Source organism: Brotaphodocola sp., from assembly GCF_050873065.1.
GTDB lineage: Bacteria > Bacillota > Clostridia > Lachnospirales > Lachnospiraceae > Brotaphodocola.
In genome coordinates, this window is record NZ_JBNMIC010000061.1 from 1 (window position 1) to 11,076 (window position 11,076).

General features: G+C 52.7%; 13 protein-coding genes. All 13 read left to right on the forward strand.

What is annotated here, in order from left to right; all coding sequences use genetic code 11:
• Nucleotides 1-1,264: aldehyde dehydrogenase family protein (locus ACR0QE_RS11700; RefSeq protein ID WP_432628527.1), on the forward strand; the 1,264-nt coding region annotated here is incomplete at its 5' end.
• Nucleotides 1,265-1,397: 133 nt separating this feature from the next.
• The gene (cutC, locus tag ACR0QE_RS11705; RefSeq protein ID WP_432628528.1) at nt 1,398-3,884 is read left to right on the forward strand and encodes a choline trimethylamine-lyase; all 2,487 of its coding nucleotides are present in this window, start codon (nt 1,398-1,400) and stop codon (nt 3,882-3,884) included.
• Between the two features lie 54 nt (nt 3,885-3,938).
• Nucleotides 3,939-4,868: a choline TMA-lyase-activating enzyme gene (gene cutD, locus ACR0QE_RS11710; RefSeq protein WP_432628529.1), complete on the forward strand. Its 930-nt coding sequence runs from the start codon at nt 3,939-3,941 to the stop codon at nt 4,866-4,868.
• 24 nt (nt 4,869-4,892) lie between these two features.
• A complete protein-coding gene (locus ACR0QE_RS11715; protein WP_432628530.1) occupies nt 4,893-5,243 on the forward strand; it encodes a BMC domain-containing protein in 351 nt (116 codons plus the stop codon).
• The gene (locus tag ACR0QE_RS11720) at nt 5,240-5,710 is read left to right on the forward strand and encodes a EutP/PduV family microcompartment system protein (RefSeq protein ID WP_432628531.1); all 471 of its coding nucleotides are present in this window, start codon (nt 5,240-5,242) and stop codon (nt 5,708-5,710) included. The genes ACR0QE_RS11715 and ACR0QE_RS11720 overlap by 4 nt, the downstream gene beginning before the upstream one ends.
• Nucleotides 5,711-5,798: 88 nt before the next feature.
• Nucleotides 5,799-6,941: a 1-propanol dehydrogenase PduQ gene (locus ACR0QE_RS11725; protein ID WP_432628532.1), complete on the forward strand. Its 1,143-nt coding sequence runs from the start codon at nt 5,799-5,801 to the stop codon at nt 6,939-6,941.
• The gene (locus tag ACR0QE_RS11730; RefSeq protein ID WP_432628533.1) at nt 6,938-7,696 is read left to right on the forward strand and encodes a hypothetical protein; all 759 of its coding nucleotides are present in this window, start codon (nt 6,938-6,940) and stop codon (nt 7,694-7,696) included. Before ACR0QE_RS11725 ends, ACR0QE_RS11730 begins: the two co-directional genes overlap by 4 nt.
• Nucleotides 7,681-8,523 (forward strand): ethanolamine utilization protein EutJ, encoded by an 843-nt coding sequence (eutJ, locus tag ACR0QE_RS11735; protein WP_432628534.1) that lies wholly within the window; start codon nt 7,681-7,683, stop codon nt 8,521-8,523. Before ACR0QE_RS11730 ends, eutJ begins: the two co-directional genes overlap by 16 nt.
• Nucleotides 8,524-8,530: 7 nt before the next feature.
• Complete coding sequence (locus tag ACR0QE_RS11740) at nt 8,531-8,836, forward strand: BMC domain-containing protein (RefSeq protein ID WP_432628535.1); 306 nt, start codon at nt 8,531-8,533, stop codon at nt 8,834-8,836.
• The gene (locus tag ACR0QE_RS11745; RefSeq protein WP_432628536.1) at nt 8,830-9,096 is read left to right on the forward strand and encodes a EutN/CcmL family microcompartment protein; all 267 of its coding nucleotides are present in this window, start codon (nt 8,830-8,832) and stop codon (nt 9,094-9,096) included. The genes ACR0QE_RS11740 and ACR0QE_RS11745 overlap by 7 nt, the downstream gene beginning before the upstream one ends.
• A gap of 55 nt (nt 9,097-9,151) precedes the next feature.
• Nucleotides 9,152-9,829 (forward strand): cupin domain-containing protein, encoded by a 678-nt coding sequence (locus ACR0QE_RS11750; protein ID WP_432628537.1) that lies wholly within the window; start codon nt 9,152-9,154, stop codon nt 9,827-9,829.
• 14 nt (nt 9,830-9,843) lie between these two features.
• The gene (locus ACR0QE_RS11755) at nt 9,844-10,455 is read left to right on the forward strand and encodes a BMC domain-containing protein (RefSeq protein WP_432628538.1); all 612 of its coding nucleotides are present in this window, start codon (nt 9,844-9,846) and stop codon (nt 10,453-10,455) included.
• Between the two features lie 57 nt (nt 10,456-10,512).
• Nucleotides 10,513-11,076, forward strand: a 564-nt coding sequence (locus tag ACR0QE_RS11760) for an aldehyde dehydrogenase family protein (RefSeq protein ID WP_432628539.1), incomplete at its 3' end; no start/stop codon positions are given.

Below are 11,076 nucleotides of genomic sequence, written 5' to 3' on the forward strand. Positions count from 1 at the left end.
GATGATGCAGGCGTGCTCGGAGAGAGCACAGATGCTTGTCCAGATGGCGGTGCGGGAGACCGGATACGGAAATGTCTCTGATCAGATGAGCATCTGCCGCTTCCTGATTTCTTCCCTGAAAAAATCCCTCGAAAAGATGCAGTGTGTGGGCATTCTTGAGAGTTGTGAGACGGAAGGCATTCTTGAGATCGGAGTTCCGCTTGGCGTGATTGCGGCAGCGGTTCCGGCGATCAGCCCGGTATCATCCGTGCTCTTTGCGGCAGTGATTGCGGCAAAGTCGGGAAATGCAGTGGTTTTTGCCCCACATCCGAGAGCAGTTGAGACGACGAAGAAGACGGTTCAGATTCTGCGGGAGGCAGCCCTTCTTGCAGGATTCCCGGACGGGGCGATCTCCTGTATGGAGACTGCGGCAAAGGAAGGTGCGCTTGAGCTCTTCTCGCACTCTCAGACTTCGATGATTTTGAACATGGGTGAGGAGGGGCTCTACCGGAAGACACCGGCGGGCAAGCCGGTGATCTACGGCGGAATCGTTCCTTCCCCGGTCTTCATCGAGAGAAGTGCAGATGTCAGAAAGGCAGCCGCAGAGATCGTCGCAGGGCGCAGCTTCAACGGCGGAACCGTCTCAGGCTCCGAGCAGTATGTGGTTGCGGACAGCCGGATCGCAAAGGCGGCAAAGCAGGAGATGATTGCCTGTGGAGCTTACTTTATGAACGAGGAAGAGGAGAAAAAGCTGGTCTGCCTCCTCGGAATCGGAGAGAAACAGAGATGTGCCGAGAAAGAGTACATCGGAAAGGGCGCAGAGTGGCTGGCGGCAAAGGCAGGATTTTCGGTTCCAGAGGGAACGAAGGTGCTGGTGTCCGAACAGACTTACATCACGGATTTCAATCCGTATGCGGGTGCGCTGCTCTGCCCGGTGATGGTCTTCTACATCGAGAGCGACTGGATTCATGCATGTGAAAAGTGCATGGAGCTGCTGATGGGAGAAACTCATGGAAATACACTGGCGATTCACTCGACTGATGCCGAGGTCATCCGCCAGTTTGCACTGAAAAAACCGGTGGGACGGGTGCTTGTGAACACCTCGTCTTCTGCGGGAGCGATGGGAGCGACGACGAATCTCTTCCCGTCAGCGGTGCTCGGAAGTCTGAGCGCCGGAATGGGAATCACCGCGGAGAATGTTTCACCGATGAATCTGATTTACCGGAGAAAGGCGGCCTTCGGGGTGCGCAGTTTCCAGAAGATACTGGAACCGGAGAAGAGATAAGAAAACGAGAGTAAAAGAAATATAAGATTTTGCTCTGGAAAGAAAGAGAGGAACCATTTTGGATATTCGTGAATTTTCAGATAAAATTGCAGAAGCCACCAAAAATATGACTCCTGAGGAGAAGGCTTCTCTGATGAAGATGTTTGAGTCGGTTTCTGAGGAGATCGCAAAAGATGATGCAACAAAGAAAGTTGAGGACGCAAAGACTCTGGCTGATTTCCCGGCAGAGGGTACCGGAATTCCGGATGGAATGACGAGACGTCTGAAACTGTTAAAGGACAACTACTTAAAGCAGAAACCGTCGATCACGACTTACCGCGCAAGAGCGATCACCAAGATTGCAAAAGAGAATCCGGGAATGCCGAAGATCGAGCTGAGAGGAAAGTGCTTCCGCTACTGCTGCGAGACCGCTCCGCTTGTCATCCAGGACAACGAGCTGATTGTCGGCGCACCGTGCGGCGCACCGAGAGCAGGTGCTTTCTCCCCGGATATTGCATGGAGATGGATGGTGGACGAGATCGACACGATCGGAACAAGACCGCAGGATCCGTTCTACATTTCCGAGGAAGACAAGAAGATCATGCGCGAGGAGCTCTTCCCGTTCTGGCAGGGCAAATCCGTTGATGAGTACTGTGAGGATCAGTACCGCGAGGCAGGTGTCTGGGAGCTCTCCGGTGAGTCCTTCGTATCCGACTGTTCCTACCATGCAATCAACGGCGGCGGAGATTCCAATCCGGGTTACGATGTCATCCTGATGAAGAAGGGTATGCTCGACATCCAGAACGAGGCGAAAGAACATTTAGCACAGCTTCACTACGACAACCCGGATGATATCGACAAGATCTACTTCTACAAGTCAGTGATTGATACGACTGAGGGCGTTATGATCTATGCGAGAAGAATGTCCGAGTACGCAAAGGAGCTTGCTGAGAAGGAGACCGATCCGAAGAGAAAGGCAGAGCTGTACAAGATTTCCGAGGTCAACGCAAAGGTTCCGGCACACAAACCGGAGACATTCTGGGAGGCAATCCAGGCAGTATGGACAATCGAATCCCTGCTCGTTGTTGAGGAGAACCAGACCGGTATGTCCATCGGACGTGTGGACCAGTACATGTATCCGTTCTACAAGGCAGACATCGAGTCCGGCCGCATGAACGACTTTGAGGCATTTGAGCTTGCAGGATGTATGCTGATCAAGATGTCCGAGATGATGTGGATCACAAGTGAGGGCGGTTCCAAGTTCTTCGCAGGTTACCAGCCGTTCGTCAACATGTGTGTCGGCGGTGTGACGAGAGCAGGCCACGATGCAACCAACGACCTGACCTATCTGCTGATGGATGCCGTTCGCCACGTAAAGATTTACCAGCCGTCCTTAGCATGCCGTATTCACAACAAGTCCCCGCGCCGCTACTTAAAGAAGATTGTTGATGTAGTTCGCGCAGGAATGGGATTCCCGGCATGTCACTTTGATGACACGCACATCAAGATGATGCTTGCAAAGGGTGTTTCCATCGAGGATGCAAGAGATTACTGTCTGATGGGATGTGTAGAGCCGCAGAAGGCAGGCCGTCTGTATCAGTGGACTTCCACCGCTTACACCCAGTGGCCGATCTGTATCGAGCTCGTGCTCAACCACGGTGTTCCGCTGTGGTATGGCAAGCAGGTATGCCCGGATATGGGAGATTTAACCCAGTTCAAGACCTACGAGCAGTTTGAGGCAGCTGTCAAGGAAGAGATCAAGTACATCACGAAGTGGACCGATGTTGCAACTGTAATCTCCCAGAGAGTACACCGCGATCTGGCTCCGAAGCCATTAATGTCCATCATGTATGAGGGATGCATGGAGAAAGGAAAAGATGTTTCCGCAGGCGGAGCAATGTACAACTTCGGACCGGGTGTTGTATGGTCCGGACTTGCAACCTACGCAGATTCCATGGCAGCAATCAAGAAGCTTGTCTTCGACGATAAGAAGTATACACTTGAACAGCTCAACGAGGCACTCAAGGCAGACTTCGTCGGCTACGAGCAGGTTCGCACCGACTGCCTGAATGCACCGAAGTACGGAAATGACGATGATTATGCAGATAACATCGCTGCTGACCTGATCAACTTCACCGAGCATGAGCACAGAAAGTACAAGACCCTGTACTCCGTACTCAGCCATGGTACCCTGTCCATCTCCAACAACACCCCGTTTGGTCAGATGACCGGTGCTTCCGCAAACGGACGTCACGCATGGATGCCGCTGTCTGACGGAATCAGCCCGACCCAGGGTGCAGACTTCAAGGGTCCGACCGCAATTATCAAGTCGGTTTCCAAGATGTCAAACGACAGCATGAACATCGGTATGGTACACAACTTTAAGATCATGGCAGGCCTTCTTGATACTCCGGAGGGAGAGGAGAGCTTAATCACCCTGCTCAGAACTGCCTGCATGTTCGGAAATGGCGAGATGCAGTTCAACTACCTCGACAACAAGACTCTGATCGAGGCTCAGAAGCATCCGGAGCAGTACCGCGACCTGATCGTGCGCGTAGCAGGATACAGTGCATTCTTCGTAGAGCTGTGCAAGGATGTACAGGATGAGATCATCAGCCGTACCATGCTGACTCATTTCTAAAATTCTTTTGAGCGGGAAACGCGGAAGAGGAACAGGAGAATCGGGAGTGACGACATGGAGAGAAAAGCTCTGATCTTTAATGTACAGAAATACAACATGTACGATGGACCGGGTATCCGGACAATCGTATTCTTCAAGGGATGTCCGCTCCGCTGCAAGTGGTGCGCAAACCCGGAGGGCCTGGTGCGCAAGCACCAGGTGATGTTGAAGAAGAATGCCTGCGCAAACTGCGGTGCCTGCGTGGAAGTCTGTCCGGAAAAAATTCATGTAATCGATCCGGAGACCGGACTTCACCGGGTTCGCCGAGATATTGACTGCATCGGCTGCCGCAGATGCAAGAGTGTCTGTCCGCAGACAGCGCTCGAGATCACCGGAGAGACGAAGACGATCTCAGAACTTCTCAGGCTGGTGGAGGAGGATGCAGCCTTTTACAGCATGTCGGGAGGCGGTGTGACGCTGAGCGGAGGAGAGTGTACCTCTCAGCCGGATGCGGCGAGAGATCTTTTGATGGCATGCAAGGGCGAGGGCATCAACACAGCGATTGAGACCTGTGGTCATATCAAAACGGAGAAACTTTTAGAGATTGCGCAGTACGTGGATCTGTTTTTGTTTGACATCAAACACATGGATCCGAAACGTCACAATGAGCTGACCGGAATCGGAAACGAACAGATCTTAAAGAATCTCAATGAACTTTTGAAACGGCGCTACCGCGTGAAGGTCCGGATGCCGATGTTAAAGGGAATCAACGACAGCAGGGAGGAGATTGACAAAGTCATCGAGTTCCTTCTGCCGTATCGGGATGATCCAAACTTCCAGGGAGTTGACCTTCTCCCCTATCACAAGATGGGAGTGGGAAAATACAGTCAGCTTGATCTTCCCTACCAGATCGACGGCGATCCGAGCCTGAGCAAAGAAGACCTTGACCGGATTGAGGGATGGATGCGCGAGTATCAGTTCCCGGTAACGGTTGTCCGCCATTAGCGGAGACGGAATTAGGAGGACGAAGTGGAAAAACCATTGTCATCAGTGAGCCGGGTGATTGAGGAATCGGTTCCCGGCAAGCAGGTCACGATTGCCCATGTGATTGCCTCTCCGGTTCCGGAAATCTATGAATGTCTGGGAATTGAGGGGAGAGGGGCAATTGGAATTCTGACTCTCTCTCCCTATGAGACGGCAATGATTGCGGCGGATCTTGCAGCGAAAGCTTCCGATGTGGAGATCGGATTTCTGGACCGCTTTACCGGTTCGGTTGTGATTTCCGGGGATGTGGAAAGCGTGAACACCGCACTGAAAGCCGTGACAGACACGCTTGAGAGGGTCTTGGGATTCTCGGTTGCCGAGATTACGAGGACATGAGAAAAAAGAGAATCATGATTGTCGGAGCGGGAAGAAGCGGAAAGACGACGCTCGCAAACTTTCTTGAGGGCGGAGGAGAGATCCGCAGAATCCCGAACATGGTTTACCGCTCTGTGACACTCGACACGCCGGGACCGTATCTGGAGAGCCCGTGGATGCAGAATCATCTGATTGCGGCAGCTCAGGATGCGAGCTGTATCCTGATGCTTGCAGATGCGTCGGGTGTGCGTCAGGTCTATCCGCCGGAATTTGCGAAGGCATTCCGGGTTCCGATTTTCGGAGTGATTACAAAGTGTGATCATCCGGATGCCGATCGGGAGGCGGCGGCAAAAGATCTGATGCAGGCGGGGGTGATTCCCCCGTACTATGAGATCAGCGTCACAGATCCGGGTGGAATGGAGTGCCTGAAAGAGGCACTGCTTCCATTCTGGCCGGTAAGAGGAGAACCGACAAAATCGGTCATCTAATATAGAAGATAAAAAAATTTCGATATTCAGATAAGAGATAAGAAGATAAAAATCAGATAGAAAAAACAGGAGAAAGGAGGGAAAGAAGATGGGACAGTTTTTGATGAGCACCCGTGTATATATGGGAGAATCCTCCATGGAGGAGGTAAAGAGCCTTGGCATTCGCCGGGCATATATCATCTGTGATCCGTTCATGGAAAAATGCGGAAGGGCCGGAGAACTGGCAGGGCTTCTTGCTGAGGCGGGTGCCAAGACAGAGATCTTTTCCAAGGTCGTTCCGGACCCGTCGATCGAGGTCGTCACAATGGCGATTCAGGGAATGAAGGCGATGCAGCCGGATGCAGTTCTTGCCCTCGGCGGCGGTTCTGCGATTGACACGGCAAAGGCGGCAAGCCATCTGTATGCGTCGATGAACAGCGGTGAGAAACCGATGCTGATTGCGGTTCCGACGACGAGCGGAACGGGAAGTGAGGTGACTTCCTTCGCGGTGATTTCTGACACGCAGGCGAAAGCCAAATATGCGCTTGTCGATCAGTCACTCGTTCCGGATGTGGCACTGCTCGATCCGAATCTGACAGCATCCGTTCCGCCGTCGATCACGGCAGACACGGGAATGGATGTGCTGACACACGGTCTGGAGGCATACGTCTCCACAAAGGCAGATGATTTCACAGATGCCTGCGCAGAAAAAGCGATCAAGCTGGTGTGGGAGTATTTAGAGCGTGCTGTTTCTGATGGCTCTGACATGGAGGCGAGAGAGCATATGCACAATGCTTCCTGTCTGGCAGGAATCGCATTCAGCAATGCATCTCTTGGCATCTGCCACAGCTTGGCACATGCCCTCGGAGCACATTTCCACATTCCGCACGGAAGAGCGAATGCCCTTTTGCTGACTCATGTGATCGGCTACAATGCAGGTCTTGAGCTTGCGGAAGACAGTGAGACACTTCTCCGCTATGAGAAGATCGCAAATATGCTCGGCATCGGAGGCGGAACGCCGAAGGCTGCCGCTTACGGCCTGATCCGCCAGATCAAGAACCTGATGCAGCGCATTCACATCCCGGCCTATGTGACGGATCTCAATGTGGAGCGCGAGGCGTTTGAGGCAGCGATTCCGGAGATGGCAAAGCGTGCGATGGAAGACAACTGCACGGTGACGAATCCGAGAACCCCGGCGCTCGAAGATCTTGAGAACCTTTACAAGAATCTCTGCAAAGGGGGACCTGTATGAGATTTATCACCGAGGAAGATCTGAGAGCACGTTATCGAAACGAGCACTTTACGTCTTACCGGCTGGAACCCGGGACCCGGTTGACACCGGGAGCGAGACAGTATTTAAGCGACCTCGGAATCCGGATGCCGGAAGAAGAACAGGGATATAAGAAACGATTTTTTACAAGTTTCACGAGTGAGAAGAAGACCGGGCAGGAAACGACGGACGAGAAGAAAATGGAGCAGAGTGCTCCGAAAAGTCAGGAAAGTGCCGTAGCAGGTGCAGCGACGGGGACACCGGGAACAAGTTTTACAAGTTTCCATGTGGACGAATCGCAGGAATGGCGGTACGGACTCAAGAGCCTTCAGGCGAGATTCCTTGAGACAGGAATCGATCTTCTCCCGTTCGATGTTCTGATTGCACAGGAAGTATTTGAACTTGAGAGAGTCCTTTCCGGAATCGGGAGGGAGGATCAGGAAAAAATCCGGGCAGGAATTGCCTGGGAGGGCGAGAAAACGATCTGCCAGACATGCAGCGGAATCTCGCCGGAACGGGCAGGAGAGGAGATGCCGGATTGTTTTGAGGTGACCGGGTTTCATGCCCAGTCTCCGAAGGGAAGAGAGATTGTCAAGCTTCACATTCTGCGCTGCGCGCTGAGGGAGTTTGCACCCGCTCTTCCGGATGAGAAGAAAAAGACAGCAAATCAGGTGATTAACCGGCTGTCGCAGATGATATGCCATGCATTTGGAGGAAAAATATGTCAGAAGAATTAGCATTTGCAGAGTGTGACCGTCTGGTGCGGGAATTTGAAAAGGTGGTAAAAAAGCCGATAAAAAAGAAATCTTCTATTTATTATACCGGCGTTGATCTCGGAACAGCCTGTGTAGTACTTGCGGTTCTGGATGAAAACCGCCGCCCTGTGGCAGGCGCTTACCGGTATGCAGATGTGGTGAAGGACGGCATGGTTGTGGACTACATCGGTGCAATCCGTCTGGTGCGGGAGATGAAGGAAGAGATCGAGGAAAAACTCGGAACGGAACTCATCTACGCGGCAGCGGCGATTCCTCCGGGAACCGATGCACTCGATGGGGGAGCAATCAAGAATGTTGTACAGGGAGCGGGATTTGAGATCACGGCCCTGCTCGATGAGCCGACCGCAGCCAATCAGATTCTGAAGATTAAAAATGGAGCCGTCGTGGACATCGGAGGCGGAACAACCGGAATCTCGATTCTGAAAGATGGAAAGGTTGTGAATGTTGATGATGAGGCCACCGGCGGAACCCATTTTTCCCTTGTGCTGGCAGGGGCTTACAAACTGCCTTTTTCCGAGGCGGAGATCTACAAGAGAGATCCGAAAAATCACAAGGAGATTCTCCCGGTCTTAAAGCCGGTGATCGAGAAGGTGGCAGCGATCATCAGCCGTCAGGTTCAGGGATATGAGGTTCATGGCCTTTACCTCGTCGGTGGAACCTGCTGTCTGTCAGGAATCGAGACGGTGATTCAGAAAAAGACGGGAATTCCGACTTACAAGCCGGAGAATCCGATGTTTGTGACCCCGCTTGGAATTGCAATGAGCTGTACCGATCAGGAAATGGAGTGAAAACCGTATGGAATACCGGATCATCAAATCGCCCGGTCAGGGCACCCTGGAGATCCTTTCGAGAAGAAAGGGAAGTGGAATGGCAAAGTCGCTTGAGGGCGTGGATGCAGTCGGACTTGTTCAGGGAAGACTGATCGACATGGTCTGTGCGGCGGATGTGGCGGAAAAAGCCGTGGGCGTGACTGTGGAGGATATCCGCGGAAACTGCCCTCAGAGTATGATTGTGCTGGCAATCTTCGGAGACACTGCCTCAGTTGAGGCGGCGATCGAAGAGATCCGCCGGCGGGAAAAGGAGGGCCGGGAGGAATGGTGACGGCGAGACTGATAGACAACATCTGGGCGACCAGAAAGGCAGATGCCTTAAACGGCTGCAAATTGATGCTGGCTGAGATCATCGGCGGGACGAGAGCCGGAGAGCGGCTTGTCGTTGTGGACATGATCGGTGCCGGAATCGGAGACCGGGTCCTCGTGACAACCGGATCATCCGCGAGACGCATGATGGAGAATGATGACAGTCCGGTCGATGCGGCGGTAACAGGAATTATAGATGAGGACTGCACGTTTGAAGAGTGATGACATTCCTTAAAACGTGAAAAGTCAGAAAAGTGAGAAGGAGAGGAGTGAAGTCATGAAGCGTCTGATTTGCGCCGGAGACATTGAAGCTCTGAAAAATGAGGGGAAGACGGTCTGTGTGACAGGACCGCAGACGATTGTGACACCGGCTGCCCGGGATGCGGCAGATACATTTGGCATCACATTCTGTGAGGAAGAACCGAAGGCAGAGCCGGAGCGGACAAAAGCCGCAGAGGCTCAGACGGCATCTGCACAGATTTGCGGAGCAGACGGCATTACGAGCGATCAGATTTACCAGATGCTCAAAGTCCTGATGGACAAGGGGCTGCTCGGAGAGCTGTTAAAATGCTGCAACAGCAAACCGTATGAGTCGGAGTCTCATCCAAACGGACTCAAGGTTGTGCGCGGAAAGACCGTGAAGATGGATGTGTTTGATACCGGCGATCCGAATGCAACTGCTTATTATCAGGAGCTGGTGAGCAAGGATGAGTCCCATATGAGCGCTGGTTTTCTGGTGATCGACCACTCAGAGTTTGCCTGGGAGCTGACTTATGAGGAGATCGACTATGTAATAGAAGGAACGCTGACGGTTACGATTGACGGAAAGAAATATACGGCGAATGCCGGTGATGTTCTCTTTGTTCCGTCCGGATCAAAGGTGGTCTGGGGATCTCCGGACAAGGCGAGAGTCTTCTATTCCACATATCCGGCAAACTGGGCAGATCTTCTGTAAGGAGGATTTAAACCATGCAGGCACTTGGAATGATTGAGACAAGAGGAAGTGTTGCGGCGATTGAGGCGCTTGATGCGATGCTCAAGGCGGCGGACGTGGATCTTGTGGAAAAGACATTGATCGGCGGTGGTCTGGTGACGGTCACGGTGACCGGAGATGTGGCGGCGGTGCGCGCGGCAGTTGATGCCGGAGCGGCAGCGGCAGAGCGGTTCGGAGAGGGCCATCTGATTACAAGCCACGTCATTGCACGACCGCATGAGGAAGTGGCAGGAATGTTTGATCCGAAAGATCCTTCCGGCGATGGAGAGCCAGAGCCGGAGGCAACGGAACTTGCTGAAGAGCCGGAGAACGAGCCGGAAGTCTCAGAACTTTCGGGGGGTTCAGAAGCTTTGGAAATTTCCGGAATTCCGGAAAAAAGAGACGGAGAGCTGAGCCGTGAATACTGCGACTGGCTGATTTTAAGCGAAGGAGCCAAGGCGCTTCTTGAAAATCTGGAGCGCACGCAGGTAACGAAGCTTCGCAGTCTGGCAAGAAGCTATCCGGAACTTGAAATCGCGGGCAGAGAGATCTCGCGGGCAAACAAGTCCAAGCTGATTGATGAGTTTAAAAAGTGGTATCAGCTGTAAATGTGAGGACGTTACAGGTGATCGCTCATAGAAAATGTGAGAAGAAAGGATAAAACAATGGAAAATTTTGATCTGGATTTGCGTTCCATTCAGGAAGCAAGAAATCTGGCGCGTCAGGGTGCTGAGGCAGCAAAAAAGATGGCGTGCATGACTGCAGAACAGATTGATAAGATTCTGCGCAGCATGATTGAGGCAGCAGAGGAGCATGCCGGATGTTTGGCAAAGATGGCAGTGGAAGAGACCGGCTTCGGAAAGGTGCTTGATAAGGCCTACAAGAATCACGCTGCATCCACCCTGCTGTATGAGGATATCCGCGATATGAAGACCGTCGGAATCCTGTCTGAGGACAAGGCGAGAGGAATCCTTGAGGTTGCGGCACCGGCTGGACTGATCATGGGAATCGTTCCGTCCACAAACCCGACTTCCACCGTAATTTACAAGTCCATGATTGCCATCAAGGCAGGAAATGCGATTGTATTCTCCCCGCATCCGTCCGCTGCAAAATGTACCCTGCGCGCAGCAGAGGTGATGAAGGAGGCAGCACTGAAGGCCGGCGCTCCGGAGGGTGTGATCGGCTGTATCTCCACCCCGACGATGGCGGCGACAAATGAGCTGATGCAC

Coding starts and splice junctions, on each gene's coding strand:
- cutD (WP_432628529.1), top strand. CDS start 3,939: ATGGAGAGAAAAGCTCTGATCTTTAATGTACAGAAATACAACATGTAC.
- ACR0QE_RS11750 (WP_432628537.1), top strand. CDS start 9,152: ATGAAGCGTCTGATTTGCGCCGGAGACATTGAAGCTCTGAAAAATGAG.
- ACR0QE_RS11725 (WP_432628532.1), top strand. CDS start 5,799: ATGGGACAGTTTTTGATGAGCACCCGTGTATATATGGGAGAATCCTCC.
- ACR0QE_RS11720 (WP_432628531.1), top strand. CDS start 5,240: ATGAGAAAAAAGAGAATCATGATTGTCGGAGCGGGAAGAAGCGGAAAG.
- ACR0QE_RS11745 (WP_432628536.1), top strand. CDS start 8,830: ATGGTGACGGCGAGACTGATAGACAACATCTGGGCGACCAGAAAGGCA.
- ACR0QE_RS11730 (WP_432628533.1), top strand. CDS start 6,938: ATGAGATTTATCACCGAGGAAGATCTGAGAGCACGTTATCGAAACGAG.
- eutJ (WP_432628534.1), top strand. CDS start 7,681: ATGTCAGAAGAATTAGCATTTGCAGAGTGTGACCGTCTGGTGCGGGAA.
- ACR0QE_RS11755 (WP_432628538.1), top strand. CDS start 9,844: ATGCAGGCACTTGGAATGATTGAGACAAGAGGAAGTGTTGCGGCGATT.
- cutC (WP_432628528.1), top strand. CDS start 1,398: ATGAAGATGTTTGAGTCGGTTTCTGAGGAGATCGCAAAAGATGATGCA.
- ACR0QE_RS11740 (WP_432628535.1), top strand. CDS start 8,531: ATGGAATACCGGATCATCAAATCGCCCGGTCAGGGCACCCTGGAGATC.